At 72.3% G+C, this 25,545-nt stretch carries 24 protein-coding genes; 11 read left to right on the forward strand and 13 right to left on the reverse strand.

Annotated elements, in window-relative coordinates; genetic code table 11:
* Positions 1–17: 17 nt before the first annotated feature.
* A complete protein-coding gene (locus AB0I15_RS06420) occupies positions 18–1,418 on the reverse strand; it encodes an NAD(P)/FAD-dependent oxidoreductase (protein WP_358091044.1) in 1,401 nt (466 codons plus the stop codon).
* A gap of 4 nt (positions 1,419–1,422) precedes the next feature.
* On the reverse strand, positions 1,423–2,055 hold the full coding sequence (locus AB0I15_RS06425) for a DUF305 domain-containing protein (RefSeq protein WP_358091045.1): 633 nt from the start codon (positions 2,053–2,055) through the stop codon (positions 1,423–1,425).
* 156 nt (positions 2,056–2,211) lie between these two features.
* Between AB0I15_RS06425 and AB0I15_RS06430 the strand changes: the two genes are divergently transcribed.
* On the forward strand, positions 2,212–2,919 hold the full coding sequence (locus AB0I15_RS06430) for a DUF3105 domain-containing protein (RefSeq protein ID WP_358091047.1): 708 nt from the start codon (positions 2,212–2,214) through the stop codon (positions 2,917–2,919).
* 53 nt (positions 2,920–2,972) lie between these two features.
* Here AB0I15_RS06430 and AB0I15_RS06435 read toward each other — a convergent pair whose 3' ends face one another.
* Positions 2,973–3,458, reverse strand: a complete 486-nt coding sequence (locus AB0I15_RS06435) for an EF-hand domain-containing protein (RefSeq protein WP_358091048.1) — start codon at positions 3,456–3,458, stop codon at positions 2,973–2,975.
* A 79-nt stretch (positions 3,459–3,537) separates the two neighbouring features.
* The gene (ald, locus tag AB0I15_RS06440) at positions 3,538–4,653 is read right to left on the reverse strand and encodes an alanine dehydrogenase (RefSeq protein WP_358091050.1); all 1,116 of its coding nucleotides are present in this window, start codon (positions 4,651–4,653) and stop codon (positions 3,538–3,540) included.
* Positions 4,654–4,802: 149 nt separating this feature from the next.
* Here ald and AB0I15_RS06445 point away from each other — a divergent pair, with 149 nt between their 5' ends.
* Complete coding sequence (locus AB0I15_RS06445; RefSeq protein WP_358091052.1) at positions 4,803–5,735, forward strand: excalibur calcium-binding domain-containing protein; 933 nt, start codon at positions 4,803–4,805, stop codon at positions 5,733–5,735.
* A gap of 22 nt (positions 5,736–5,757) precedes the next feature.
* On the opposite strand, the gene AB0I15_RS06450 is transcribed toward AB0I15_RS06445, so the two are convergent.
* The 3 genes from AB0I15_RS06450 to AB0I15_RS06460 are packed head-to-tail and all read right to left on the reverse strand — an operon-like array spanning position 5,758 to position 9,718.
* The gene (locus AB0I15_RS06450; protein WP_358091054.1) at positions 5,758–7,143 is read right to left on the reverse strand and encodes an NCS2 family permease; all 1,386 of its coding nucleotides are present in this window, start codon (positions 7,141–7,143) and stop codon (positions 5,758–5,760) included.
* A 54-nt stretch (positions 7,144–7,197) separates the two neighbouring features.
* Positions 7,198–7,431, reverse strand: coding sequence for an EF-hand domain-containing protein (locus tag AB0I15_RS06455; protein WP_358091056.1), 234 nt, complete (start codon positions 7,429–7,431; stop codon positions 7,198–7,200).
* Positions 7,415–9,718, reverse strand: a complete 2,304-nt coding sequence (locus AB0I15_RS06460; RefSeq protein WP_358091058.1) for a molybdopterin cofactor-binding domain-containing protein — start codon at positions 9,716–9,718, stop codon at positions 7,415–7,417. Before AB0I15_RS06460 ends, AB0I15_RS06455 begins: the two co-directional genes overlap by 17 nt.
* A 95-nt stretch (positions 9,719–9,813) precedes the next feature.
* Between AB0I15_RS06460 and AB0I15_RS06465 the strand changes: the two genes are divergently transcribed.
* Positions 9,814–11,307, forward strand: coding sequence for a helix-turn-helix domain-containing protein (locus AB0I15_RS06465; protein WP_358091059.1), 1,494 nt, complete (start codon positions 9,814–9,816; stop codon positions 11,305–11,307).
* A gap of 4 nt (positions 11,308–11,311) precedes the next feature.
* On the opposite strand, the gene AB0I15_RS06470 is transcribed toward AB0I15_RS06465, so the two are convergent.
* Positions 11,312–14,239, reverse strand: a complete 2,928-nt coding sequence (locus AB0I15_RS06470; RefSeq protein ID WP_358091061.1) for a BTAD domain-containing putative transcriptional regulator — start codon at positions 14,237–14,239, stop codon at positions 11,312–11,314.
* Between the two features lie 444 nt (positions 14,240–14,683).
* Between AB0I15_RS06470 and AB0I15_RS06475 the strand changes: the two genes are divergently transcribed.
* From AB0I15_RS06475 to AB0I15_RS06490, 4 genes are all read left to right on the forward strand, one after another.
* Positions 14,684–15,967 carry a helix-turn-helix domain-containing protein gene (locus AB0I15_RS06475; protein ID WP_358091063.1) on the forward strand — a complete coding sequence of 428 codons (1,284 nt, stop codon included), beginning with the start codon at positions 14,684–14,686 and terminating at the stop codon, positions 15,965–15,967.
* A 47-nt stretch (positions 15,968–16,014) separates the two neighbouring features.
* Complete coding sequence (locus AB0I15_RS06480) at positions 16,015–16,626, forward strand: copper resistance protein CopC (RefSeq protein WP_358091064.1); 612 nt, start codon at positions 16,015–16,017, stop codon at positions 16,624–16,626.
* Positions 16,623–18,599, forward strand: coding sequence for a cytochrome c oxidase assembly protein (locus tag AB0I15_RS06485; RefSeq protein ID WP_358091066.1), 1,977 nt, complete (start codon positions 16,623–16,625; stop codon positions 18,597–18,599). The genes AB0I15_RS06480 and AB0I15_RS06485 overlap by 4 nt, the downstream gene beginning before the upstream one ends.
* A gap of 213 nt (positions 18,600–18,812) precedes the next feature.
* The gene (locus tag AB0I15_RS06490; protein WP_358091068.1) at positions 18,813–19,202 is read left to right on the forward strand and encodes an ATP-binding protein; all 390 of its coding nucleotides are present in this window, start codon (positions 18,813–18,815) and stop codon (positions 19,200–19,202) included.
* A 31-nt stretch (positions 19,203–19,233) separates the two neighbouring features.
* On the opposite strand, the gene map is transcribed toward AB0I15_RS06490, so the two are convergent.
* A complete protein-coding gene (gene map, locus AB0I15_RS06495; protein ID WP_358091070.1) occupies positions 19,234–20,082 on the reverse strand; it encodes a type I methionyl aminopeptidase in 849 nt (282 codons plus the stop codon).
* Between the two features lie 5 nt (positions 20,083–20,087).
* Between map and AB0I15_RS06500 the strand changes: the two genes are divergently transcribed.
* Positions 20,088–20,291 (forward strand): hypothetical protein, encoded by a 204-nt coding sequence (locus AB0I15_RS06500; protein WP_358091071.1) that lies wholly within the window; start codon positions 20,088–20,090, stop codon positions 20,289–20,291.
* A gap of 3 nt (positions 20,292–20,294) precedes the next feature.
* On the opposite strand, the gene AB0I15_RS06505 is transcribed toward AB0I15_RS06500, so the two are convergent.
* Positions 20,295–20,939: a cyclase family protein gene (locus tag AB0I15_RS06505; protein WP_358091073.1), complete on the reverse strand. Its 645-nt coding sequence runs from the start codon at positions 20,937–20,939 to the stop codon at positions 20,295–20,297.
* Positions 20,936–21,193, reverse strand: a complete 258-nt coding sequence (locus tag AB0I15_RS06510) for a hypothetical protein (protein WP_358091075.1) — start codon at positions 21,191–21,193, stop codon at positions 20,936–20,938. The genes AB0I15_RS06505 and AB0I15_RS06510 overlap by 4 nt, the downstream gene beginning before the upstream one ends.
* Before the next feature lie 73 nt (positions 21,194–21,266).
* Here AB0I15_RS06510 and AB0I15_RS06515 point away from each other — a divergent pair, with 73 nt between their 5' ends.
* Positions 21,267–22,217 carry a LysR family transcriptional regulator gene (locus AB0I15_RS06515; RefSeq protein ID WP_358091077.1) on the forward strand — a complete coding sequence of 317 codons (951 nt, stop codon included), beginning with the start codon at positions 21,267–21,269 and terminating at the stop codon, positions 22,215–22,217.
* Positions 22,218–22,226: 9 nt separating this feature from the next.
* Here AB0I15_RS06515 and AB0I15_RS06520 read toward each other — a convergent pair whose 3' ends face one another.
* The gene (locus AB0I15_RS06520; protein ID WP_358091079.1) at positions 22,227–22,805 is read right to left on the reverse strand and encodes a hypothetical protein; all 579 of its coding nucleotides are present in this window, start codon (positions 22,803–22,805) and stop codon (positions 22,227–22,229) included.
* A 172-nt stretch (positions 22,806–22,977) separates the two neighbouring features.
* On the opposite strand from AB0I15_RS06520, the gene AB0I15_RS06525 reads away from it, so the two are divergent.
* A complete protein-coding gene (locus AB0I15_RS06525; protein ID WP_358091081.1) occupies positions 22,978–24,132 on the forward strand; it encodes a lipase family protein in 1,155 nt (384 codons plus the stop codon).
* A gap of 125 nt (positions 24,133–24,257) precedes the next feature.
* Positions 24,258–24,911 (forward strand): NADPH-dependent F420 reductase, encoded by a 654-nt coding sequence (gene npdG / locus AB0I15_RS06530; protein WP_358091083.1) that lies wholly within the window; start codon positions 24,258–24,260, stop codon positions 24,909–24,911.
* Between the two features lie 9 nt (positions 24,912–24,920).
* On the opposite strand, the gene AB0I15_RS06535 is transcribed toward npdG, so the two are convergent.
* Positions 24,921–25,526: a response regulator transcription factor gene (locus tag AB0I15_RS06535; protein ID WP_358091084.1), complete on the reverse strand. Its 606-nt coding sequence runs from the start codon at positions 25,524–25,526 to the stop codon at positions 24,921–24,923.
* Between the last annotated feature and the right edge of the window lie 19 nt (positions 25,527–25,545).

Raw genomic sequence — 25,545 nt, forward strand, 5'->3', positions numbered from 1 at the left:
AGCGCGGTGGCTGGGGTTCAGCGGGAGCGCAGGGCCAGGCGGGCGGCCTGCCGGCCGCCCATCCCATGTGCTCCCGGCCCCGGCGGCGTCGCGGCCGAGCACAGGAACACCCCCGGCAGCGGGGTGCGCCACGGCGCCGGGGACCAGACCGGGCGGCGGACGAACTGGCCCAGGCTCGCCAGCCCGCCCCCGATGTCGCCGCCCACCAGGTTGGGGTTGCCCGCCTCCAGCTCCGCCGGGCCCATCGCGTGCCTGGCCAGCACGCGGTCGCGGAAGCCCGGCGCGTAGCGCTCGATCTGGGTCTCGATGGCGTCGGTCATGTCGGCCCGCGAGCCGTTGGGGACGTGGCAGTAGGCCCACAGCGTGTGCCCGCCCCGCGTCGGGTCGGCCGCGTAGGGCTGGACGAGCAGCACGTACGGCCGGGGCGAGTGCCTGCCCGCAGCCGTCTCCGCCTCGCTGAGCACGATCTCCTCCAGCGTCCCGCCCAGGTGCACCGTGCCCGCCCCGGCCACCGCCGGATCCCGCCACGGCACCGGCCCGTCGAGGGCCCAGTCGAGCTTGAACACCCCCGGCCCGTAGCGGTAGCGCTCGAGCGCCCGCCGGTAGCCCGCGGGCAGGTCGGCCATCGTGACCAGTTGCCTGGGCATCACGTCGAGCACCACGATCGGCGCCTCCAGCTCCGCCAGCCGGCGCACGCGGTGGCCGGTGACCGCCTCCCCGCCCAGCGAGCGCAGCTCCGACACGAGCGCGTCGGCCAGCACCTGCGACCCGCCCCGCACCAGCGGCCAGCCCACCAGATGGGCCAGGGAGCCCAGCAGCAGGCCGTAGCCGGCCGTGATGGGGGCGCGCAGGTCGAGCATCGAGTGCGCGGCCATGCCCGCGATCAGCGCCCGCCCCTCCACGGTGCGCAACGCCCGCCTGGCGAACGTCGTGGCCGGCAGCGCCGCCGCCGGCCCGAACCTGGCCGCCCGCAGAAACGTCCGCGGCGGCACGTTCCACGGCCCCAGCGGCTGCAGCAGCAGCTCCACCAGCGGGAGCCCGGCCCTGGCCGCCGCGCCCGCGGTGGCCAGCCAGGCCCGCCCGTCGCGTCCGAGCTCCTCGGCGGTGCGGCGCGCGTCGCGGTGCACCAGCACGGCGGGCCGGCCGTCGAGCGGATGCGCCGCGGCCACCGGCGGATGGGCGAACTCCACCCCTTTGAGCTCCAGCGCGCGGAACGCCGGGGAGGCCAGGGCCATCGCCATCACGGTCGCGCCCAGGTCGTGGATCCGCCCCGGCAACGTCAGCTCGGCGGAGCGCAGCCCGCCCCCGAACCGATCGGCCGCCTCCAGCAGCAGCACCTTGCGCCCGGCGCGGGCGAGCGTGACGGCGGCGACGAGCCCGTTGGGCCCCGAGCCCACGACGACCGCGTCGGCGCCCATCGCTCTATTGGGTCTTCAGAATCGAGGGAAGAGGCTGGGCGCCGCGGTGCCCGAGCAGCTCCGTCATGAGCTTGATCTCGCCGCTCTGCCCGGTGACGATCTTCTGCGCCATGCTGACCACCTCGGTGCGGGTGGACAGTTTGAGCAGGCCCTCGGCCATCTGCACGCCGCCCTCGTGGTGGCGGATCATGAGCTGCAGGAACAGCACCTCGGCCGGCGTGCCCTGCGCCTCCTTGAGCTTGGTCAGCTCCTGCGGGGTGGCCATGCCGGGCATGGGGCCGGGCGCCTTGACCGTGCCGCCGTGCCCGTGGCCGACCATCCAGGCCATCGGCCGCTGGTCGGTCGCCTGGCTCAGCTCCCACTGCTGCAGCCAGCCCTGGAACATGCCGCGCTGGTTGGCCTGGGTGTTGATGATGTCGAAGGCCAGGTTGGCGATCTCTTTCGCCGGGCCCTTGTCCCTGATGATGAACGCCATGTCCACGGCCTGCGCGTGATGCGTGGCCATGTCACGGGCGAACCCGGCCTCCGGCGAGGTGTCGCCGGGCGTGCCGTCGCGGCCGAACAACAGGAACGCGGCCACGGCGAGCACGAGCACGCCGCAGACGATGAGAAGTGGTTTCCTCGCGGGTTTTTCCATGGCGCGTCCAGCGTACCCACCTGCGGGCCCACCCGCGGGCCCACCTGCGGGCCACCTGGAGCCGGGGTCGTGATCGGACGCTTATATCGCGCTTATTCTCCGCATACGCCCGGAGGGCATAGGGTGACCCGGAGTTGGTTCGCCGATGGAGGAACGATGACGAAGGAGAAGGCGCAGGCGAGGCGCGAGCATCTGCAGAAGATGCGGGCCGAGCAGCAGCGCAAACAACGCCGCGCCGCGCTGCTCATGTGGGGAACGGGCGGGCTGATCATCGTGGTGCTCGTCGGCGTGGTCGGCTTCTACCTGGTCAGGCAGGCCCAGCAGACCTCGCTCGACGCCGTGAGCAGTGTGAAGTACGACGCCGGCCAGCACGTCTGGAAGCAGGTCACGTACAAGGAGACACCGCCGGTGGGCGGTGAGCACAACAACTACTGGCAGCAGTGCGCGGTCTACGACAAGCCCATCCACAGCGAGCACGCGGTGCACTCGCTGGAGCACGGCGCGGTCTGGATCACCTACCGGCCCGACCTCCCCAAGGCGCAGGTGGACAAGCTGAAGGAGATCGCGTCCTCCACGGGACAGCAGGACTACATGCTGGTGAGCCCGTTCCCCAACCTGCCGGCCCCGGTCATGGTGGCGTCGTGGGGACACTCGCTCAAGCTGACCAACCCGGAGGACCCGAAGCTCGGGGCGTTCATCAAGCGCTACCAGAACGGCCCTGACACCCCCGAGCCCGGCGCCACCTGCGGCGGCGAGAACGCGATCACCACCACCGCGGACCAGGCCCCGCTGCCGCCCGAGCCCACGGGCCAGCAGCAGCCGACGGAGACGCTCTCCCCGTCGCCCAGCCAGTCCCAGCAGTAGCAGTAGCAGGCCGCAGGGCCCGGCTCCCCGCCGGGCCCTGACGCGTGTCCCCGTCAGGCTTCGCCGGTGAGCAGGCCGTGGCGGGCGCGGGCGTACTCCTCGAAGGAGATCAGCCCGTCGCCGTCTGTGTCCGCCCTGGAGAAGGCTGCGGCCAGGTCGGTGCCGGGGCGGCTCCACACCGCGTTGAACTCCTCGGCGGTGATCCGGCCGTCGCCGTCGTGGTCGGCCACGTCGAAGGTGGCCCGGGAGATGGGCGTGAGCACCTCGTCGAGCGCGCCGGTGAGGATCAGGGTCTCGAACGAGCGGATGTACTCGTGCTCGCTGATCCGCCCGTCGCGGTCGGTGTCGAGGGCGCGGACGTGGGTGTCCCAGGCGTTGAGGAACGCGTCGACGACGGCCTCACCCTTGGGGGTGTCGGTGCCCACGCCGGTCTGCTCCAGCCGCCGCTGGGCCAGCGCCATGTAGTCGTACCTGGTCAGGAAGCCGTCGCCGTCGGTGTCCAGGTCCTTGAAGTTGCGGGCGGCGCTCTCTGGGGACATCTCCACTCCGATCATTACAGCGAGTAGCTGTTCGCTACTCAGCGTAACGTCTCGGCTGGGGGATGCCTAGCCGAACGGCTCAGCCCACCACGGCCGCCGGCGCCGTCCACTCCAGGCCGTGCGCCTCGGCCACCGGGCGGCTCGTCAGCCGGCCCTCGTGGGCGTTCAGGCCGAGCGCGAGCGCCCGGTCCGCGCGCATGGCGCGCTGCCAGCCCAGGTCGGCGATGGCCAACGCGTACGGGAGCGTGACGTTCGTCAGCGCGAACGTCGAGGTGTGCGGCACGGCCCCCGGCATGTTGGCCACGCAGTAGAACAACGAGTCGTGCACCCGGTACGTCGGCCGCTCATGCGTGGTCGGCCGGGAGTCCTCGAAGCAGCCGCCCTGGTCGATCGAGATGTCCACCAGCACCGAGCCCGGCTTCATCCGGCTCACCAGATCGTTGCTCACCAGCTCGGGAGCCTTGGCGCCGGGCACCAGGACCGCCCCGATGACCAGGTCCGCCTCCAGGACCGCGTGCTCGATCTCCAGCGTGTTCGAGGCGACCGTCTGGCAGTGCCCCTGGTAGATCATGTCGGCCTGGCGCAGCTTGTCGATGTTGTTGTCGAGCAGCAGCACCTCGGCCTGCATGCCGAGGGCGATGGCGGCCGCGTTCATGCCGGAGACCCCCGCCCCGATCACGACGACGTGCGCCGCACGCACCCCGGACACGCCGCCCATCAGCACGCCCCTGCCGCCCTCCGAGCGCATCAGGTGGTAGGCGCCCACCTGCGGCGCCAGCCGGCCCGCCACCTCGGACATCGGCGCGAGCAGGGGCAGCGCGCCGCCGGCGGCCTGGACGGTCTCGTAGGCGACCGCCGTGCAACCCGAGTCGAGCAGCGCCCGCGTGCAGGCGGCGGAGGCGGCCAGATGCAGGTAGGTGAACAGCACCTGCCCCTTGCGCAACCGGTGGTATTCCTCGGCCACCGGCTCCTTGACCTTCATCACCAGGTCGGCCACGGCCCAGACCTCGTCGGCCTCCGGGATCATGATGGCGCCGGCGGCGGTGAAGTCGGCGTCGGGGATCGCTGAGCCGGCGCCCGCGTCGCGCTCCACGAAGACCTGATGGCCGTGGCGCACGAACTCGTGGACCCCGGCAGGGGTCAGCGCCACTCGATATTCGCTGTTCTTGACCTCTCGCGGGACGCCGACCTTCATGTGTCAACTCTTCTCGGCAAGGTGTGCTCCTGCCTCCATTCTTCCTCGCCTCTCACGGATAGGTGAGGATTCTCCGGCTGATTACCCCGCCGGGGCCTGTCCTCGATAGGCTCACCGGCAGCCCGAACGTCAGGATGGGATCGTCATCGATGGACAAGCCGGAAGAGCCGCCACCCGCGGATCCGGGGGAGCCGAAGGCGAGCAGACTCACCACGATCGTGTTGATCGTCTCGCTCGTCCTCGTCGTGCTCGTCGCAGGTGTGCTCGGCACGGTCGCGGTCCTCATGACCAGGAGCCCCGACACGCCGCTGTTAGGCGCCCAGCCGCTGCAGAGCCTGGCCGTGCCCATTCACTTCGCGCCCGTGCGGGAGACCAAGGTGGCCCCGTGCCCCGGTGACCCCGCCGTGCTCGACGCGGCGCAGCGCACCTGCTACCTGCTCGACGACGGCGTCACGGTCGACCAGGTGCAGCGCATCGAGCCGGTGAGCGAGAACGGCCAATACTCCGTGCGCATCGCGATCGCGCCCAGGTTCAAGGAGCGGCTGGTCGAGCTCATCGACGAGCTTGTGCCCGACCAGCGCCAGGTGGCGCTCGTGCTGGCGCCCCCGCAGCCCGACCAGCCCAAGACCGTGCTGGCCGCGCCCATCGTCACGCAGAGCATGGACGGCGACAGCATGAGCATCAGCGGCTTCGCCAAGGACGAAGCCGACGCGCTCGTGGCCCGCCTGCTGGGCGGCACGCCCGGCTCCGGCACCCCGTCCACGGGGCCGACCGGCACCACCGGCACCGACACCCCGGCCCAGCCGCCCGCCACCCCCGGCGGCCAGCAGACTCCGCCGGGCACGACGAACCAGCAGCCGAACCCGACCGGCAACACCGGCACCACGGGTAACACCGGTAACACCGGCGCTCCCACGGGCCGGCCCGGCGGCCAGGGGGCTCCCGACAAGCGCTACGCCAGTTGCAAGGAGGCCGTGGCGGCCGGCGACGGGCCCTACTACAAGGGCACGCACGAGGAATACGGCTGGTACACCGACGTCGACAACAACGGGGTGGCCTGCAACAGCGCCGACATCCGCTAGCGTCCCGCGGCGACGTGCGTGCCTAGCCGAACAGCTCCTCCAGCCAGTCGATGCCGAAGTAGGCCAGGAAGACCAGCGAGACCGCCCAGAGCAGCCAGGGGATCTCCGAGAACCGCCCCTTGACCGCCTTGATCAGCGTGTAGACGATCACACCGGCGCCCACCCCGTTCGTGATGGAGTACGTGAACGGCATCAGCGCGATCGTCAGGAACGCCGGCACGGCCAGGTCCAGGTCGTCCCAGGGCACGTTGCGGCTCTGCGTCATCATCAGCGCCCCCACCAGCACCAGGGCGGGCGCCGCCGCCGCGGCGGGCACCACCGCCGCCAGCGGCGTGAACAGCAGCGTCAGCGCCAGCAGCGCCCCGGTCACCACGCTGGCCAGCCCGGTACGCGCGCCCTCCCCGACCCCGGCGGCCGACTCCACGAAGACGGTGTTGGCCGAGGAGCTCACCGAGCCGCCCACCATGCCCGCCACGCCGTCCACGGTCAGGATCCGGCCCAGCCGGGGCACCCGGCCCTGCGCGTCCACGAGCCCGGCCTCGTCGCTGACGCCGATGATCGTCCCCATCGCGTCGAAGAAGCCGGACAGCACCAGCGTGAACAGCACCACGGTCGCCGTCAGCGCCCCCGCCCTGGCGAACCCGCCGAACAGGTCGAACCCGCCCACCAGCCCGAAGTCCGGCGCCGCGACCAGCGAGTCGGGGACGCGGGGCGTCACCACTCCCCAGGCGCCGGGGGCGAGGGTGGCCAGGGAGTTCACCAGGATGGCCAGGACCGCGGTCACGGCGATGCTGATGAGGATGGCGCCGGGGATCCTGCGGGCGTACAGGAGGATCATCAGGAGCAGGCCGAAGCAGAACACCGCGACCGGCCAGCCCACCAGGTGGCCGGTGGCGCCGAGTTGCACGGGCGTGCCCGTGCCCGGCGCGACGAAGCCCGCGTCCACCAGCCCGATCAGGGCGATGAACAGGCCGATCCCCACGCTGATCGCGTGCTTGAGCGCGAGCGGGATCGCGTTCATGATCAGCGTACGCAGGCCCGTCACGGCGAGCAGGATGATCACGAAGCCTTCCAGCACCACCAGGCCCATCGCCTGGGCCCAGGTCATGTGCGGGGCGGCCTGGTAGGCGACCACGGCGTTCAGGCCGAGCCCGGCGGCCAGGGCGAAGGGCGCGTTGCCGACGAAGGCCATCAGCAGCGTGGAGATCGCCGCGGCCAGTGCCGTGGAGGTGGTCAGCTCGCCGATCGTGAGCCGGGCGCCCGTGACGTCCTTGGCGCCGGCCAGGATGATCGGGTTGAGCAGGATGATGTAGGCCATGGCCACGAAGGTGGTGAGGCCGCCCCGCACCTCGCGGCCGACGGTGGTCTCCCGCCCGGTCAGCTCGAAGAACCTGTCGAGCACCGCCATTCCCCCCTCGTGATCAGGGGGAATGCCGGGTTGCCTACCCCGTCGGGGAGGGGATCAAGCCTTCTCGTGCCGTCCGTGGCCGACCAGGGCGACGAACTCCTCGAGCTTGATCTTGTGGTCGCCGTCGCTGTCGGCCGAGGTGATGAACGCCTCGATCTCGCTCTCGGACGCGCCCTGCCCGCCCAGCGCCTCGTTGGCCTTCCTGATCTCCTCGGCCGTCAGCAGGCCGTCGCCGTCGGTGTCGAAGCGCCTGAACTCCGCCTCGGCCGCTTCATGCGCGCTTGCCATCGGATATCCCCCTTGTCGAACGGTCATCGAACGTTCCGCTGTCGAACAAGGCGATATCTTCCGGCCTAATCGGAACGCGAGTCAACCGAAGTCCGGTAGCCGCTCTGACGGCGGCGGCGATGGCGGGGGTGGAGGAGAGCGTGGGAGGCTCGCCGGCGCCGCGCAATCCGTACGGAGCCGACGGGTCTGGATTTTCCAGAATTTTCATCGTCATGGGCGGCATGTCGAGGATTGTGGGGATCAGGTAGTCCGTGAACGACGGGTTCAGCACCTGGCCGTCGCGGATCTGGATCTCCTCCATGAGCGCCAGGCCGAGGCCCTGGGCGGTGCCGCCGTGGATCTGGCCCTCCAGCGCCTGCGGGTTCATGATCCGCCCGACGTCCTGCACGGCCGCCAGCTCGACCACCTTGACCAGGCCCAGCTCCACGTCCACGTCCACGACGGCCCGGTGCACGCACAGCGCGAGCTGCGTGTGCGAGTCGCCCTGGCCGGTGAGCGGGTCGAGCGGGTAGGTGCGCCGGTGCCGGTATTCGCGCGTCTCCTCGATCGGCCCGAACCGCGCCAGCGCCTCCCGGGCGGGCAGCCCCTTGAACCGCTCCCGTACGGCCTCGCAGGCGGCCTTGACCGCGCCACCGGTGACGTACGACTGGCGGGAGGCCGACGTCGAGCCCGCCGAGCCGACCGAGGTGTCGGCGGTGGCCACGGTGACGTTCTCGACGCCCAGCTCGGTCCGCGCGATCTGGGCCTGGATCGTCACCAGGCCCTGGCCCACCTCGGCCGCGGCCGTGTGCACGGTGACGTGCGGCTCCCCGGCCACCAGCTCGGCCCGCACACGGGCCGTGGAGTAGTCGTCGAAGCCCTCGGAGAAGCAGATGTTCTTGATGCCGACGCCGTACCCGATGCCGCGGCGCACGGACTCGCCGTGGGTGGTCTGGGAGACGCCGCCGGGCAGCGCCCGCAGGTCCCGGTCGAGGTCGCCGCCGGGCAGGGGCATGGCCTCCAGGTCGCGCAGCATCTCCGCGAGCGGGGCGGGGGAGTCGATGACCTGGCCGGTGATCAGGTGGGAGCCCTGCGAGACGGCGTTGCGCACGCGGATCTCCACGGGGGACAGGCCGCACGCCTCGGCCAGGCGGTCCATCTGCGACTCGTAGGCGTAGCAGGCCTGCACCGCGCCGAAGCCGCGCATCGCGCCGCAGGGCGGGTTGTTGGTGTAGACGCCGGTGGCCTCCACACGGACGTTGTCCACCTCGTACGGCCCCACCCCCAGCGACGCGGCGTTGCCCACGACGGCGGGGGAGGAGGAGCAGTACGCGCCGCCGTCCAGCAGGATGTCGGCCTTGACGTAGACGAGCCGACCGTCGCGGGTGGCCCCGTGCTCGTAGCGCATCCAGGCCGGATGGCGGTGCACATGGCCGAAGAACGACTCCTCGCGCCCGTAGACGATCTTGACGGGGCGGTCGAGGCGCAGGGCCAGCATGCAGGCGTGGACCTGCATGGACAGGTCCTCGCGGGCGCCGAACGCGCCGCCGACGCCCGACAGCGTCAGGCGTACCTTGTCGGGGGGCAGGCCCAGGCAGGGGGCGAGCTGGTCGCGGTCCACGTGCAGCCACTGGGTGGCGATGTACAAATCCACCCCGCCGTCCTCGGCCGGCACCGCCAGGCCCGACTCCGGGCCGAGGAAGGCCTGGTCCTGCATGCCGACCTCGTACTCGCCGGTGACGACGACCTCGGCCTCGAAGGTGTCGCCGCGGCGTACCGGCTGGTGGCGGACGAAGTGCTGGGACCGGCGGGGGTCGGTGACGGCCTGGCGGGGCTCGTACTCGACCACGATGGCCGCGGCCGCCCTGCGGGCCGTCTCCGGGTGGTCGGCCGCCACCAGCGCCACCGGCTCGCCCTGGTAGCGGACCTGGTCGATGGCCAGCACCGGCTGGTCCTTGTGGTCGAGGCCGTAGAACTTCTCGCCGGGGACGTCCTCGTGCGTCAGCACGGTCAGCACGCCCGGCATCGCCAGCGCCGGGCCCACGTCGATCGAGCGGATCCACGCCGACGGATGCGGGCTGCGCAGCGTCACGCCCCACACCATGCCCTCGAGCCACAGGTCGGAGGCGTAGGCGAACTCGCCGGTCACCTTCAGCGTCGCGTCGGGCCGCCGCGCGCTCTCTCCGACGCCGTGCCCCGGGGTCGTGCCCACGGTCGTGCCCACAGCAGTGTCGGCAGTCGTGTCGGCAGTCGTGTCCGCAGTCGTGTCCGCAGTCGGGCCCTGGGTCGTGTCCGCGGTCTCCGTCATCTTCCGAGTAGAGCACCGGCGGCCCGGCCCGTCCTATGCGCCCGACGTGAAATCCCGGTCAGCGGTTGTCATATCGGGCTTGTATATTCCTCCAAGTGCGCATCTCCGACCTGCTGGCCATCGACGATCTGCGCCTGACGCTGCTCACCGGCGACCCCGCCCGCGAGTTCGGCACCGTGCACATCACCGACCTGCCCGAGCCGGGCCGCTACCTGAGCGGCGGCGAGCTGGTGCTGACGGGGCTGATGTGGTGGCACACGCCCGAAGACTCGGCCAGGTTCGTGGCCGCGCTGGCCGAGGCCGGCGTCGCGGCCCTGGGGGCCGGGCAGGCGTGGCTGGGCCACGTGCCCGCCGACCTGGTGACCGCCTGCGCGGCGGCCGGCCTGCCGCTGGTCGAGGTGCCGATCGAGGTGTCGTTCCGCACGCTGGCCGAGCTGGTGGTGCCCCGGCTGGCGGGCGACGTGCGCGACGCGCTGGGCCGCCACCGCCGGCTGGTCGCCGCCCTCGCCGAGGGCGTCGACCTGCGCGGGCTGTTCGAGCTGACCGCCGCCGAGCTGGGCGTCACGGGCGCGGTCCTGTCCGCCGCCGGCGAGGTGCTCATGGGCGCGGCCGACGATCCCGTACGCCTGGCGAAGGCCTACCTCACGGCCCCCCGGCTGCCGGCCCGGGTAGGCGAGCACACGATCTTCGCGGTCGGGAGCGGCCATCGGGCCGCCGGCTGGGCGCTGGCCTGCGACGGCGAGCTGCTCAGCCGGGCCGACCTGGGCTACGAGCTGGCCGCCTGCGTGGGCCTCGAACGCGGCCGCCTGGAGGAGGGCCGCCGGGTCGAGCGCCGCCTGACCGAGCAGCTCGTCGTGGCCGCGCTGGCGGAGGCCGACGTGGCCGAGCTGAACGCCAGGCTGCGGACGTCCGGGGTCGACGTGGCGGAGCCGTACGCGGTCGTCAACGCCACCGCCCTCCGGCCGGGCGCCACCCGCGGCCCCGACCCGGCCACGCTCGGCGGTCAGGTCGTGGAGGAGCTGCTCGGCCGTGAGGTCGTCGCGGCGGCCGGGGCCGACGGCGCGGTCGCCGTGGTGCCGCTGCGCGAGCGCACCACCGGCGAGCTGGCCGACCGGTTGCGCGCGGGCGCCGAGGTGCTCGCCGCGCTGCCCGACACCCGCGTCTGCGTCGGCCTCAGCGGCGCGCTCACCGGGGCCGCCGCCGTCAAGGGCGGGGTCGAGGAGGCGGGGCACGCCAGACGCCTGGCCGAGGTCCGCGGCGGCGGCGTCGTGACCAGCGACGAGATCTACACGCACGCGCTGCTGCTGGCCACGGTGCCGGGCGACGTGCGCCGCTCGTTCACGGCCCGGCTGCTGTCGCCGCTGCTCGACTACGACCGCGGGCACCAGTCCGAGCTGGTGCGCACGCTCGGGGTCTTCCTCGACTGCGCGGGCTCGTGGAACGCCTGCGCCGAGCAGCTCCACGTGCACGTCAACACCGTGCGCTACCGCGTACGCCGGATCGAGGAGCTGACCGGCCGGAACCTGGCCACGATGGCCGACCGCGTCGACTTCTTCCTCGCGCTCAGAGACACCGGCACCCCTCGCTAGCCGGTCACACCGAGTGCACGACCTTCGCCCCGAGCGCCTCGTGCACGGCCGCCTGCTCCTCCCGGAGCCGCCGCTCCCAGCGGGCGTAGCCGAGCCCGCCGCCCGCCGCGACGGCCTCGGTGATGTGGTGCAGCGCCTCGTCGAGGCGGCCCAGCAGCCGGTAGGTCCGCACCAGCCCGAGCCCGCAGCGGAGCCGTCCGACCGCGTAACCGGTCGTCGTCGCCAGCAGGTCCCTGGACCGCAGGAAGTGCGGCAGGGCCTCGTTCGGCTCGTCGAGGTCGAGGTGGAGCTCGCCGAGGTGGAACCGGACCTGTGACTCCTGGCCGAGGTCACCCGCCTCCTCGGTCTTGCGCAGGGCCTCGTGCAGAGTCGTGCGCGCCTGCTCCAGACGCCCGAGGCCGATGAGCGCGGCGCCCCGGATGAGCAGGGCGAACCGCTCGCCCACGGCGAAGCCGCTCTTCCCGGCCAGCGTGAGCTGGCGCTCGGCCCAGGGCAGCGCCTCCTCGAAACGCCGCGCGGTGACGAAGGCGCCGGCCAGGTTGCCCAGCGCCTTCTGCTCCTCGAAGAGGTCGCCGAGCTTCCTGGCCAGCGCCAGCTCGGCCTGAAGGTGCTCCACGGCCTCGTCCGTGCGCATCGCCATGCGCAGGAAGGCCGACAGGCCGCCGTGCGCCACCATGGCGCTCCGCTCGTCGCCCAGCCGCTCGCTGACCCGCAGGGCCATCGCGTTCAGCTCGGCCATCGCCGCCATGCCGTTGACGCGCTGCTGATGCCAGAGAAGCGTGAAGGTGAGGTTCAGGCCGAGCTCGGCGACCGAGTCGTCGGAGGAGGACAGCGCCTGGCGGGCCGCCGCGTTCAGGACCGGCTCCTCCCGCACGAGCCACGCGTGCGCCTCCTCCTGGCCGGAGACCCGGTGCGGCACCGCCTCCACCGGCCTGCCGAGCTGTACGCGGTGCGGGTCCGTGACCTGACTGGCCAGGCGCGCGGAGGCCGTGAAGTACAGCAGCGCGCGCACCAGCGCCTCCTTGGCGCCCTCCGGCCGCAGCTCGCCGGCGAAGAGGCGGACGAGGTCGTGCAGCTCGTAGCGCCCGTCATCGGCGCGGTCGAGCAGGTGGGCGTCCACCAGCCGCTCCAAGGCCGGCTCGGCCTCCTCGGGCGCCGTGCCGAGCAGCGCGCCCGCCGCCTCCGCCGTCACCTCGGGGACGTGCAGGCGGCCGAGCAGGGCCAGCATCCGGGCGGCCAGCCGGTCGAGGGGGCGTGAGCCGCGTTCGAGCGCCGTGTAGCCGGACGCCAGGCTGGAGCGGACCGCCAGGTCGCCGGCCGCGAGCTCGTGCAGCCGCCGCCGCTCGTCGCTCAGGCGGCCGGCCAGCGCCGCCACGCTCCAGCCGGGGCGGCTGGCCAGGCGCGCCCCGGCGATGCGCAGGGCCAGCGGGAGGCCGTCGCACAGGCGTACGAGCCGGGTGGTCTCCGCCGCGTCGGCCGCGACCCGCCGCGCGCCCGCGAGCTTGGCCAGCATCGTGGCCGACTCCGCCTGGGACATCCGGCCGAGTTCGAGCTGGAAGGCGTCCTCGCTCCAGGTCATGGTCTCGCGGCTGGTCACCAGCACCGAGCTGCCGTACGGCGTCGCCAGCAGCGGCCTGATCTGCGCCAGGTCGGCGGCGTCGTCGAGGAGGACCAGCACCCGCCGGTCGTGCAGGCGGCTGCGCCACAGGGCCGCCGCCTCGTCCAGCTCGGCGGGCACGGCGTCGGGCGACACCCCGAGCCCGCGCAGGAAGCGCCCCAGCACGTCGAGCGCGCCCAGCGCGGGCAGGCCGGGCGTGGCGCCGCGGCAGTTGACGTAGAGCTGCCCGTCGGGGAAGCGCTCCTTGGCGAGGCCGGCGACCTGAGCGGCCAGCGCGGACTTGCCCACGCCCGCCGGGCCCGTGATGATCACCAGGGGGCGCGGGGGCGCGCCGTCCCAGGGCATCAGCCGCTCCCGCAGCCGGACGAGCTCCTGCGACCTGCCCACGAACTCCGACATCGGCCGGGGAAGCTCGTGCGGCACCGCCGGCCGCGCGGCCCCGGCACCACCGGCTCCGCCGCCGGGTCCGCTGTCGGTCCTGCTGCCGGGTCCGCTGTCGGTCCCGCCGCCGGGTCCGCCGTCTGCCTGGTCGGCTGCCCGGCTGTCGGCGCGCAGCACCATCGCGTGGCATCGGCGCAGGCCCTCGCCGGGCGACAGGCCCAGCTCCTCGGCCAGCACCGTCCGGCCCTCTTCGTAGACCGCCAGCGCCTCGGCCTGGCGGCCCGAGCGGAACAGGGCCGTCATGAGCAGCTCGCGGGCCCGCTCGCGCAAGGGGTGGTGGCGGGTGAGGTCGCGCAGCTCCTCGGTGATCTCCCGCTGGCGGCCCAGGCGCAGCAGGCTCTCCGCGCGCTGCTCGAGCGCCGCCGGCCGTAACTCCTCCAGGCGGGCGCGTTCCTTGTCCGCGAACGGCCCCGGCAGCCCGCTCAGCGCCGTGCCCCGCCACATCTCCAGGGCCTCGCCGAGCAGGCGCACCGCCTCGGGGTCGTCGCCGTCGCGCTGCGCGTCGCGGGCGGCCGCGAGCCGCTCGGCGAAGCACAGCGCGTCGACCTGCCCGGGCTCCAGGCGCAGGATGTATCCGGCGGAGGTGCCCGCCAGCAATCGCGACGGCTCGCGCCGCTTGCGGCCGGGCTCGAAGACGCGGCGCAGGCCCGCGATGTAGGTGTAGACGCTCTGCTCGGCGTTGCGCGGCGCCTCATCGCCCCAGACGCCGGCGATCAGCCGGTCCATCGGCACGGGGCGCGCCCCGGCCGAGGCGAGGATGGCGAGGGTGGCCTGCTGCCTGGCCGGTCCGAGGTCGATGGGCTCGGATCCGGCTTCGCCGTGGCGCTCACCGGTGACCGCCCCGAGAAGGCGGATGAAGATCCCCTCACTCACGCGGCCTCCCGATTCGCCCTGGACAGCTTCACAGGGAGCGTAGTCAGATCAGGTGGCGCGGAAAAAGGGCCGGGGGAATGTAGGCCGAATATAGAAAGCCCCGCCTACACTAGGAGGTCGTACGGGGCAGAGGGGGCACACAGCGGACGAGAGGTGCCTCGTCGTGCCCATGGTCTCGTGTGCGGGGCACGGTGCGGTTTCGTGCCCTGGTGGTCAAGGACGTGTGCCCCCTCCTGCCGGGCACTCCCTCAACAGCAGTGCGCTTGATCCTGAGACGAAGAAGAGAGGGAAGACGCGTCGGCACCTGCGGCCGTAACATTACCTCCAAGGGTCACCGCGGCCGCAAGCGCGGCGGCTAGAGCAGACAGGGCAATACGCATTCGCATGGGGGTTCTCCCTCGCCTATGTGGGGTTGCTCGGACATCATCTCAGGGAGCATGGACTGTGACCACATCTGACCTGGTCGGACTGCGCATTAAGACGGTTCGGCGACAACGCGGCCTGTCACAGGCACAGCTGGCGCATCCCGAGTTGTCGGACAGCTACGTCTCCTTGATCGAGAGTGGCAAGCGTACCCCGACCCCCGCCGTCCTGGAGCTGCTGGCCCAGAAACTCGACTGCTCGTTGTCCTATCTGATCAACGGCGTCACCGCCGAGCAGATGGAGGACATCGAGCTCGCCCTCGGCTACGCGCGCCTGGCGCTCGAGAACGGCGAGGTCTCCGAGGCCCGCACGCGCTACGAAGAGCTGCTGGCGAACAATAACCTGACAGGGTTGACCTCTCTTCGTCAAGACACCGAGTTCGGGCTCGCGCTGGCCACCCAGGCCAGCGGAGACCTCGACGGAGCGATCGCCATCCTGCTGCGGCTGCGCGAGGAGGAGCTGTCCACGGAGCGCCGCGTCGAGGTCGCCATCAACCTGTGCCGCGCCTACCGCGAGAGCGAGCGGCTGACGGAGGCGGTGGAGGTCGGTGAGCGCATGCTCAGCGGCACCGCCAGGCCGGCCTGGAACGATCTGCTCGTCGAGCTCGGCGGCAGCCTGCTGGCGGCCTACATGGAGCGCGGCGACCTGCTGCGCGCCCGCCAGTTCGCCGCCGAGCTGCTCAACGCCGCCGACGCGCTGGGCACGCCGAGGTCGATCGTGGCCGCCAACTGGATGGCCTCCAACACCGCCTACGCCACCGGCCACAGCGAGGAGGCCCTGTCCTTCGCCGAGCGGGCCATGGCGGTCCAGCTCGAGCACGGGCAGCCGCGCAGCATCGCCATCATGCGGCTCGCGCTCACCCAGAAGCGGCTCGAGGCCCGGCCGCACGAGGCCGTCGCCGCGCGCGACGTGCTGCGTGGCGCCGTGGTCGAGCACGAGCAGACCTCCACCAGCACCATCGAGCGGGCCCGGGTCCAGGTCGAGCTGGCGCGCGCCGAGGCGATCACCGGCGAGCTCGACAAGGCCGTCCAGCACGCCACGGCGGGCAAGAACCTGCTCCCGCACGCGGGGCTGGCCCTGGGTGCCGAGGCCGACCTGCTGCTGAGCCGGATCTACGGCGCGGTCGGGCGCACCGCGGAGGCCGACCAGCACGTCGCCGCCGTGCGCGACTGGCTCGCGCCGCTGCCCGACTCCCGCCGCTCGGCCGCCACCTGGTACGCCACGGCGGAGACCATGGAGCAGCTCGGCGACGCGGACGGCGCGGTCGGCGCCTACCAGCGCGCGCTGGCCTGCGCGGGCTTGTAGAGGGGAGGTCCGGACCGGGCGGTGGCGTCGGTAGCCTTGGGGGTGCCATGAAGAAAACCCCGTTCGCGGCCCTCACCGCGATTGTCGCCGCCCTGTTCGTGCTCGTCACCGCCGCCCCGGCGCTGGCGCACGACGCGCTCAAGAGCAGTTCCCCGGCCAAGGGCGCCAAGGTCAAGTCCCTTGACGAGGTCAGGCTCGAGTTCAGCGCCAAGGTGCGCATGCCGTTCGTCATCGTGCGCCAGGGCGAAAGCGAGGTCCAGCGCGGCAAGCCCGAGGTGGACGGGGCGGTGGTGACGCAGGCGGTCGAGGACGACCTCGTCAGCGGCAACTACACGATCGCCTACCGGGTGGTGTCCTCCGACGGGCATCCGATCGAGGGCGAGATCCCGTTCCGGCTCGACCGGCCGCTGGAGCCGACCGACCCGCCCTCCAGCGAGGCGCCGACCAGCCCCGCCACCCCCGTCGAGACGCAGGCCGGTCCCGCGGCCTCGGCCCCCGTCTCGTCCGCGCCCGTCTCGTCCGCGCCCGCCGCGCTCGACGCCGACCAGGCGTCGGCGGCCCAGGACGTGACGTTCCCCGTCTGGCTGATCGTCGTCGTCGGCGCTCTCGTGGGCATCGGCATCGGCTTCCTGCTCAGCGCACGGAGAAAGAAGCCATGAGCCGGGCGGCGCGTCTCGCGCTGGCGGGGGCGGCGGCCGCGGTCGTCGCCCTGGTGATCGGCATGATCGCCGGAGGCAGGGCCTTCCCCAGGATCATCCCCGGGCTGCCCGACTCCGGCGCGGTCGTCAGGTGGGGCCTGCCGCTGTCCAAGCTGCTCATGGACGCCTCCGGCGTGGTCACCGTCGGCCTGCTGCTGATGGCCGCCACGCTGCTGCCCAACGACAAGGGCGTGCTCGGCAAGAGCGCCCTCGACTACGTCAAGGCCAGCTCGTGGGCGGCGCTGACCTGGGCCGGGGCCGCGTTCCTGTCCATCCTGTTCGGCGCCGCCGAGTCCATCGGCCGGACGGTGCCCCAGGTGCTCGACCGCGCCATCCTGACCAGCTACGCCACCCAGACCACGCAGGGCGTGGCGCTGACGCTCGTGGTGCTGTTCGGGGTGGCGATCGCGCTGTTCTCGCGCGGCGCCATCACGGCCGGGGCCGCCGCCGGGCTGCTGGTGTTCGCGCTGGCGACGCTGCTGCCCGCGCCGCTCACCGGGCACACCTCCTCCTCACCCAACCACGACCTGGCCACCTCGGCGGTCTCCCTGCACCTGCTCGCGCTCGCCCTGTGGGTGGGCGGGCTGGTCGTGCTGGCCCTCCACGCGCTGCGCAGGCAGCCGCAGCTCGACGTGGCCGCGGCCCGCTTCTCCCGGCTGGCGCTGTGGTGCTACGCCGGGGTGGGGGTGTCCGGCGTGTTCAGCCTGGTCGCGCGGCTGGGCGCGGTGTCCGACCTGTGGACCTCCGAATACGGCCTGCTCGCCCTGGCCAAGATCGTGGCGTTCGTGCTGCTCGGCTACGTCGGCTACTGGCACCGGCAGCGCACGCTGGTCGACCTCGACGCGGGCAGGCCCCGCGCGTTCGCCCGGCTGGCCGGCGGCGAGACGCTGCTCATGTTCGCCACCATCGGCGTGGCCGTGGCGCTGTCGCGCACGCCGCCGCCCGAGTTCAGCATCCCCGCCGACCGGGCCTTCGAGCTGCTCGGCTACCCCCTGCCGCCGCCGCTCACGCTCGGCAACGTGCTCGCGCTGTGGTGGTTCGACCTGTTCTTCGCCGTGGTGGCCGCCGTGCTGGCCGGGCTCTACGGGCTCGGCGTCCACCGGCTGCTGCGGCGCGGCGACCGCTGGCCGTGGATGCGCACCGTCTCCTGGTTCGTGGGCGTCGCGCTGCTGGTGTTCGCCACGCAGAGCGGCCTGGCCAGATACGCCCAGGTCATGTTCGACCTGCACATGATCGAGCACATGACGCTGTCCATGATCGTGCCGATCTTCCTGGTCCTCGGCGGGCCGGTCACGCTGGCCCTGCGGGCGCTCAAGCCCGCGGCCAGGAGGGGCGACAGAGGGCCGCGGGAGTGGATCACGACGATCCTGCACAGCCGGTTCACCAAGGTCATCACGCATCCGGCGATCGCGACGGCCATCTTCGTCGCCTCGACGTACGCGCTCTACTTCACGCCGCTGTTCGAGTCGGCGATGAAGGAGCACCTCGGGCACATCGCGATGACGCTGCACTTCCTGATCAGCGGCTGCCTGTTCTTCTGGGTGATCATCGGGATCGACCCCGGCCCCAACCGGCTGCCCTACGTGTGGCGGCTGCTCATGCTCTTCGTCACCATGCCGTTCCACGCCTTCTTCGGGATCGCGCTGATGATGATGGGCTCCGTCATCGCCTCCGGCTGGTACGAGCAGCTCGGGCGCACCTGGGGCGACACGCTGCTGCAGACGCAGCGCGACGGCGGGGCCATCGCCTGGGGCTTCGGTGAGATCCCGACGTTGATCGTGCTGCTGGCCATCGCCGTGCAGTGGTACAAGGACGACGACCGGCAGGCGCGGCGTGCCGACCGCCGGGCCGATCGCACGGGTGCGGGAGATCCCGAACTCGATTCGTACAATGCCTACCTTGCCCGTCTCAATCGTGCGGACAAGGGCGAGTAGCGGTTCGGACATGGCCTGCTATCTTCCGACTACAAGTCTCTGGACCGCCAGGTAGCCTTTCTTGTAGGGGAGACGGGCATAACCCCATGAGCTAGCGTGGCGCAACCTTGAGGGGGGATGCGCATCGCGGTGTTGGGAGCGCCGGAGTGGGGACCGGTGTGGGCCCGGGGTGCCGAGGAAGGCGTGAACCAATTGTCGTCGGAAGAGACACGGATGCTCGGGGGGCAGAGCCTGGCCGAGGCCCTCGAGAACTATCTGGCCGAGTGGTCGGAGCGGACGGGCATCGCGGTCGAGATCTGGGCGCTGCCGGCCACCGATGTGCCGTCACGCGTTTCGAGCGGCGTCATGGCCACGATGGGCGAGGCCCTGTCCAACGTCGAGTTGCACAGCAGGGCCCGGACCGTGTCCATCGCCGTGACGGTCGGCAAGAGCGGGCTGCGCCTGACCGTCAGCGACGACGGCCAGGGCTTTGCCCTGGCCGGGGCGGGGCGCGGGGTCGCCAGGATGCGGGCCGCGTTCGCGGAGATCGGCGGCACCCTTTCCGTCAACAGCGTGCAAGGGGAGGGCACCACGGTGAGCGGAGTGGTGCCCACGCGCCGCTGACCGTCCGGGAGGCGGATCACGCCCGGGGTGGTCAGGCTTGGGTGAGGATCTCGCTGCCCGAGTCGGTGACCACGATCGTGTGCTCGAACTGGGCCGTGCGCCTGCGGTCCTTGGTCACCGCGGTCCACTTGTCGGGCCAGATGTCGTAGTCGATCGTGCCCAGCGTCAGCATCGGCTCGATCGTGAACGTCATCCCCGGCACCAGCTCCACCCGCAGTGACGGGTCGTCGTAGTGGGGGACCATGAGGCCGGAGTGGAAGCTCGTGCCGATGCCGTGGCCGGTGAAGTCGCGCACGACGCCGTAGCCGAAGCGCTTGGCGTACGCCTCGATGACGCGGCCCACCACGTTGAGCTGACGGCCGGGCGCGACCGCCCTGATGGCGCGCATCATCGCCTCGCGCGTGCGCTCCACCAGCAGGCGTGACTCCTCGTCGACCTCGCCGACCAGGTAGGTCGCGTCGGTGTCACCGTGGACACCGCCGATGTAGGCCGTGATGTCGACGTTGATGATGTCGCCGTCGCGCAGCACGGTGTCGTCGGGGATGCCGTGGCAGATGACCTCGTTGATCGAGGTGCACAGCGACTTCGGATAGCCCTTGTAGCCCAGCGTGCTCGGGTAGGCGCCGTGGTCGATGAGGAAGTCGTGGCCGATACGGTCGAGCTCGTCGGTCGTGACGCCCGGCCGAGCGTGCCGGCCGACCTCCTCGAGGGCCTGCGCGGCGATCCTGCCCGCCACGCGCATGCGCTCGATGATCTCGGGGCTCTTCACGTCGGACTCGCCGGTCTTGGGGCGCTTCTTGCCGACGTACTCCGGCCGCTCAATGTGGGCGGGAACCTTTCGCATGGGCGAAACTCGCCCTGGCTGGAGCAGTGTCGTCATGAAACATGAGTCTACGGGGCAGAATTGACCCCGTGAGCGAAGGCCAATGGTGGTTCTGTCTCAAGCACATGCGGGTCGAGCCCGACAAGGGCTGCCCCAACAAGGATCGGATGGGGCCCTACTCCTCCGAGGCCGAGGCGGCCGGGGCGCTGCAGCGCGCCGCCGACCGCAACAAGGCCTGGGACGAGGCGGAGCAGGAGGACGACTGACGGTCAGGGCACGACGGCGTACGCCCTGACGGGGAACGTGCCCATGCCGGCCACCATCGGCGGCGCGGCATGGAAACGGAACCCCTCGCCGGGCAGCGCCGCCAGGCCGGTCAGGTGCTCCACCAGCGGGATCCCCGCCCTCAGCAAGATCGAGTGGGCGGGGCGTTCGCCATGCGGCGGGGTGTCGTCGATGTTGAGCGAGTCGATGCCGACCAGCGTCGCGCCCTGCTCGGCCAGCCACGCCGCCGACTCCGGCGCCAGGTAGGGGTGGCCGTGGAAGTAGGCGTCCGTGCCGAAGTGCCGGTCCCAGCCCGTGTGGATGAGCACGGCGCGGCCCCGTACGTCGAGCCCCGGGTCCAGGCGGATCTCGCGGGGGCCGTGGGCGCGTACGACGAGGCCGGGGAGGTCGGCCAGCTTGGACAGGGGGACCTGTGACAGGTCCGGGCCGTCGGCGTAGCGGTGGTGGGGCGTGTCGAGGTAGGTGCCGGTGTTGGCGGCCAGGGTGATCGTGCCGATGTGGAACTCCGTGCCCGGCGCGTAGATCTCGCGGGAGTCCTCCCTGCTCAGGTGCACGCCCAGCCGGGGGCCGGGGATGCCGGGATAGGTGATCATGCCGTCGGTGATGCGGTGGCTGAGTTCGACGATCATTTGGCCGCCGCCTCCCGTACTCGTGCGAGCTTGACCAGGGCCACGACGCCGATGGCGCCCCACACCAGGTTGAGGCCGGCCGACGGCCAGGCGGCGTTGTGGGCGCTGTTGACCATCAGGCTGACCGACCCGACGAGGTTGATGAGCTGGTACGCCGTCCCGTTCCCCGCCATGCGGGAGGAGGAGACCAGGGCGTAGCCGGCGAGCAGCAGGGCGGCGCCGATCCAGCCGATGGCGTCGAGCAGGAGGTTCATGGGCCACATTGTCGAGATCCAGGGGGATGAAGCACAAGTAAAGAAAGCTAAATGTGGGCGTAAGCTGATCTGCATGGACATCGACCCTCGGCGGCTGCGGGTCCTGCACGAGGTGGCCCGCCGCGGTGGCGTGATGCGGGCCGCCGAGGCGCTCTTCCTCACGCCCTCGGCCGTCTCCCAGCAGCTCGCCCAGCTCGAGCGGGAAGTCGGGCTCGCCCTCATCGACCGCTCCCAGCGCAGCGTCTCGCTGACCCCGGCGGGGCGGGTGCTGGCGGGCTACGCCGAGCGGGTGGAGGAGGAGCTGATCGAGGCCAAGCGGGAGCTCACCCGCTTCACCGAGCGCCTGGCCGGTCCCGTGCGCATCGCCGCCTTCCCCACCGTCATCAAGCACGTGCTGGTGCCCGCCATGCGGGAGCTGGCCGCACGCCATCCCCGCATCACGCCGGTGATCCACGAGATCTACGGGCAGCCCGCGCTCCAGGAGCTGCGGCTCGGCGCGGTGGACGTGCTCATCACCGAGCAGGACATGAGCCTGCCCGCGCTGTCACAGCCGTCGCTGAGCACGCGGCTGCTCTACGTGGACGAATACCGCATCGTGGTGCCGCCCGACTGGCCCGACCCGCCGTCCGCGGCCGACCTCATACGGCTGCCCTGGGTGGCGAGCGAGCCGAACCAGGCGTGCGGCCAGGCGCTGGAGCGGCTGGCGGGCCTGCACGGGGTCGAGCCGCGCAAGACCCACGTCATCACCGAGTTCGGGCCGACGCTGGCCCTGGTGGCGGCCGGGCACGGGGTGGCGGTCGTGCCCGCGCTGGCGCTGCTGGACGTGCCCGAGGGCGAGGTGCGGGTGAGCGAGGTGCGTGACGTGGGTTCGCGCCGGCTCGACGCCGTCACCCGGATCAGCCGCACGCGGTCGGGGGAGCCCGATCCGGTGCAGGCCGTGGTCATCGGGGTGATCGAGGAGGCCACCGCGGCGCTGGAGCTGTCGCTGCGCGGGCGTCTCGGAGAGCCGTCCCGGGAGCTCTGACCGGGGCCGTCAGTCGTTGACCTGCGGGCCGCTGACCTTCTCCAGCAGGCGGGCCAGGCGTTCGCGCAGGCCGGGGCGCTGTTCGAGCTCGCCGGCCGCCGCGCTCACCAGGTGCTGGGCGCCGTCGAACGACACGGGCCCGCCGCGCGGCACCGCGATCGCGTCGTGCGCCAGCCCGGCCAGCTCCGGGTCGCCGCCCTCGATCGCCAGGACGGTCGCGCCGGTGCGCCGCGCGTCGTCCACGCGTTCGAGCAGCGGGACCGGCGCCTGCTGCTCGGTCAGCACGAACAGCGTCTCCCCGCGGGCCGCCCGTTCCAGCCGGTCGAGCCCGACGCGCAGGTGGGCGGGCGCGTCGGCGGGCGGGGCCCAGCGCACGAGGGTGGGGGTGAGCTGCGGCAGGCCGGAGAGCCTGGCCTCGTCGCTGAGGTGCGCGGTCAGGTGCCAGGGCTCGTCGTCGGGCGTGCCCACCAGCAGCAGGCCGCCGGGCGAGCGGGTGGCGCGCAGGGCCAGGCCCAGCTCGCGGGCGCGTTCGAGCCAGCCGGTCCCGCCCAGGAGTTCGCGCAGGAAGGCCACCGATCCGGAGTCCATGCCTCCATGGTGCCTGACGCGCATCCGAGAGGTGGCTGATTCGGGAGTGGATGGGTTGACACGGGGTGTCTTCGCCCGTCATTTCGGGCCTTGACATGGAGTTACCCACGGGTAACGATCGGCTCGCGGCGCCGCCGTCCCAAGTGGTGATCCTCACGGAGAGGGGCGGCACATGACTTCACGTGTGCGCGTCAGCATGTCCATGGTCCTGTTATCGATCATGTCGCTCATCACGGCCCTGCCATCGTCCGCCGCCCACGCGGCGACGCCCGGAGACGTCGTCTCCGCCCAGCCCACCACGGTCTACCTCCTGCCGGGCCGGCTGCTCGAAGTCCCCGTCAACGCCTGGCACGTCCTGTACAACTCCACCTCCGCCACCGGCCGGCTCAACACGGTCTCCGGCACCCTGCTGGTGCCCAGGGCCGGCTACCCGCTCGGCGCGCGCCCCATCATCGGGTACGCCGTCGGCACCCACGGGCTCGGCGACCAGTGCGCCCCCTCGGTCGCCATGAGCCAGGGCACCGAGGCCGAACTCGCCCTGGTGAGCCTGTTCCTGCTCAAGGGATTCGCGGTCGTGATGACCGACTACGAGGGGCTCGGCACGCCCGGCACGCACACGTACATGGCCGGGATCTCGCAGGGGCGCGCCGTGCTCGACTCGATCAGGGCCGCCACCCGCGTGTCCGGCTCCGGACTGTCCACCCGGGCGCCGGTCGGCGTCATGGGCTACTCCCAGGGCGGCGCGTCCGCCGGATGGGCCGCCCAGCTCCAGCCCTCGTACGCGCCCGAGCTGCGGCTGCGGGGCGTCGCCGCGGGCGGAGTGCCCGCCGACCTGTACGCCGTCGCCACCCACCTGGACGGCAGCCCCGACTTCGGCCTCGGGGCGGCGGCCGGCGTGGGATTCGACGCCGCCTACCCCGAACTGGACCTCGAAGCCGACCTCAACGACCGCGGCCGGGCCCTGCTCGCCGACGCCGCCGACGACTGCGTGGGCGACCTGGGCAAGCTCGCCGGCCTGCGCTTCTCCGACCTCAGCCCGATCGACCTGCTCAACCAGCCGAAGTGGCGGGCCCGGCTCGCGGAGAACCGCCTCGGGGCCACGGCGCCGCGGGTGCCGATGTTCCTGTACCACGCGCGGGGCGACCAGATCATCCCGCTCACGGTGGGGGCCACGCTGCGCTCGGAGTACTGCCGGGCCGGGGTGAACGCGCGCTGGGTCGCGCTGCCCGCACCCGACCACGTCACCGGCGCCATCGAGGGCGGCCCGCCGGCCATCGAATGGCTGACCCTGCGCATCCTGGGGCTGCCCGCCTTCGGCAACTGCTAGCGGCGTTCCCGCCGGGTCCCCACGGAGAGGGGACGGCGGCACCGGACCGCCATGGCGCGGCGGCCCGCGCGGAACACACCGGCCCACCCGGTCGCCCGGCCGGGTGGGCCTGGCATGATCTGGCTATGACAGATGTGAACGGACTCTCCATCGCGATCCTCGGCGGCACCGGCGACCAGGGGAAAGGGCTGGCGCGGCGGTTCGCGCTGGCCGGGCATCCGGTGCTGATCGGATCGCGCAGCGCCCAGCGTGCGCAGGAGGCGGCCGACTCCATCGGGGCGGGCGCGACCGGGGGCGAGAACGCCGCCGTGGCCGCCGCGGCCGACATCGTGATCGTGGCGGTGCCGTACGACGGGCACAAGGCGCTGCTGGAGTCCCTGCGGTCCGAGCTGGCCGGGAAGATCGTGGTGGACTGCGTCAACCCGCTCGGCTTCGACAAGCAGGGCGCCTACGCGCTGCCGGTCGAGGAGGGCAGCGCCGCGCAGCAGGCCGCGGCCGTGCTGCCGGACAGCCGGGTGGTGGCGGCCTTCCACCACGTGTCGGCCGTGCTCCTGATGGACCCGGCGGTGGAGAAGGTGGACCTGGACGTGCTGGTGCTGGGCGACGACCGGGAGGCGACCGACGCGGTGCGGGCACTGGCGGAGGCCATCCCGGGCGTGCGCGGCGTGTACGGCGGCCGGCTGCGCAACGCCCACCAGATCGAGGCGTTCACCGCCAACCTCATCTCCGTGAACCGCCGCTACAAGGCCCACGCCGGCCTGCGCATCACCGACATCTGACCCCTGCCCCTACAACCAGCCGGCGTCCTCCGCGATCCGGATGGCGTCGATCTTGTTGCGGGCCCCCGTCTTCGTGATCGCCCCGGTCAGGTAGTTGCGCACGGTGCCGGGGGACAGGTGGAGGCGGGAGGCGATCTCCTCGGCCGAGGCGCCCCTGGCGGCCTCCTTGAGCACGGTGGACTCGCGGGGGGTCAGGGGGCTCTCGCCGTACTCCATGGCGGAGGAGACGAGTTCGGCGTCCAGGACGCGCAGCCCGGCGGCCGTGCGCCGGATCGCCTCCGCCAGCCGGTCGCCGGGGGCGTCCTTGACCAGGAACGCCTCGATGCCCGCCGACAGGGCCCGGCGGACCTGGCCGGGCTGCCCCATGGCCGTGAGCACCAGGATCCGGCAGGACGGCAGGCGTTCGAGCAGCGTGGCGGCGGCGGTGATGCCGTCGACGACCGGCAGGTCGATGTCCACGACGGCGACGTCGGGGCGGACCCGCAGCGCCTCGGGGACGATCTCGTCGCCGCGGGTGACCTCCGCGACCACCTCGATGTCGGGCTCCAGGCGGAGCAGGGCGGTGAGGGCGGCGCGGATCATGTGCATGTCCTCGGCCAGCAGCACCCGGATCATGCCGAAACCCTCCGAACGC

Origin of the sequence: Nonomuraea sp. NPDC050643, from assembly GCF_040654715.1 — a bacterium.
Classification (GTDB): domain Bacteria; phylum Actinomycetota; class Actinomycetes; order Streptosporangiales; family Streptosporangiaceae; genus Nonomuraea.

Bases quoted from the DNA above. Each gene is read 5' to 3' on its own strand.
- AB0I15_RS06510 (WP_358091075.1), bottom strand. From the start codon at position 21,193: ATGAACCTCCTGCTCGACGCCATCGGCTGGATCGGCGCCGCCCTGCTG.
- AB0I15_RS06490 (WP_358091068.1), top strand. From the start codon at position 18,813: ATGCTCGGGGGGCAGAGCCTGGCCGAGGCCCTCGAGAACTATCTGGCC.
- AB0I15_RS06460 (WP_358091058.1), bottom strand. From the start codon at position 9,718: ATGACGGAGACCGCGGACACGACCCAGGGCCCGACTGCGGACACGACT.
- map (WP_358091070.1), bottom strand. From the start codon at position 20,082: ATGACGACACTGCTCCAGCCAGGGCGAGTTTCGCCCATGCGAAAGGTT.
- AB0I15_RS06525 (WP_358091081.1), top strand. From the start codon at position 22,978: ATGACTTCACGTGTGCGCGTCAGCATGTCCATGGTCCTGTTATCGATC.
- AB0I15_RS06445 (WP_358091052.1), top strand. From the start codon at position 4,803: ATGGACAAGCCGGAAGAGCCGCCACCCGCGGATCCGGGGGAGCCGAAG.
- ald (WP_358091050.1), bottom strand. From the start codon at position 4,653: ATGAAGGTCGGCGTCCCGCGAGAGGTCAAGAACAGCGAATATCGAGTG.
- AB0I15_RS06520 (WP_358091079.1), bottom strand. From the start codon at position 22,805: ATGGACTCCGGATCGGTGGCCTTCCTGCGCGAACTCCTGGGCGGGACC.
- AB0I15_RS06430 (WP_358091047.1), top strand. From the start codon at position 2,212: ATGACGAAGGAGAAGGCGCAGGCGAGGCGCGAGCATCTGCAGAAGATG.
- AB0I15_RS06450 (WP_358091054.1), bottom strand. From the start codon at position 7,143: ATGGCGGTGCTCGACAGGTTCTTCGAGCTGACCGGGCGGGAGACCACC.
- AB0I15_RS06425 (WP_358091045.1), bottom strand. From the start codon at position 2,055: ATGGAAAAACCCGCGAGGAAACCACTTCTCATCGTCTGCGGCGTGCTC.
- AB0I15_RS06535 (WP_358091084.1), bottom strand. From the start codon at position 25,526: ATGATCCGGGTGCTGCTGGCCGAGGACATGCACATGATCCGCGCCGCC.
- npdG (WP_358091083.1), top strand. From the start codon at position 24,258: ATGACAGATGTGAACGGACTCTCCATCGCGATCCTCGGCGGCACCGGC.
- AB0I15_RS06500 (WP_358091071.1), top strand. From the start codon at position 20,088: ATGAGTCTACGGGGCAGAATTGACCCCGTGAGCGAAGGCCAATGGTGG.
- AB0I15_RS06480 (WP_358091064.1), top strand. From the start codon at position 16,015: ATGAAGAAAACCCCGTTCGCGGCCCTCACCGCGATTGTCGCCGCCCTG.
- AB0I15_RS06435 (WP_358091048.1), bottom strand. From the start codon at position 3,458: ATGTCCCCAGAGAGCGCCGCCCGCAACTTCAAGGACCTGGACACCGAC.
- AB0I15_RS06485 (WP_358091066.1), top strand. From the start codon at position 16,623: ATGAGCCGGGCGGCGCGTCTCGCGCTGGCGGGGGCGGCGGCCGCGGTC.
- AB0I15_RS06455 (WP_358091056.1), bottom strand. From the start codon at position 7,431: ATGGCAAGCGCGCATGAAGCGGCCGAGGCGGAGTTCAGGCGCTTCGAC.
- AB0I15_RS06505 (WP_358091073.1), bottom strand. From the start codon at position 20,939: ATGATCGTCGAACTCAGCCACCGCATCACCGACGGCATGATCACCTAT.
- AB0I15_RS06515 (WP_358091077.1), top strand. From the start codon at position 21,267: ATGGACATCGACCCTCGGCGGCTGCGGGTCCTGCACGAGGTGGCCCGC.
- AB0I15_RS06420 (WP_358091044.1), bottom strand. From the start codon at position 1,418: ATGGGCGCCGACGCGGTCGTCGTGGGCTCGGGGCCCAACGGGCTCGTC.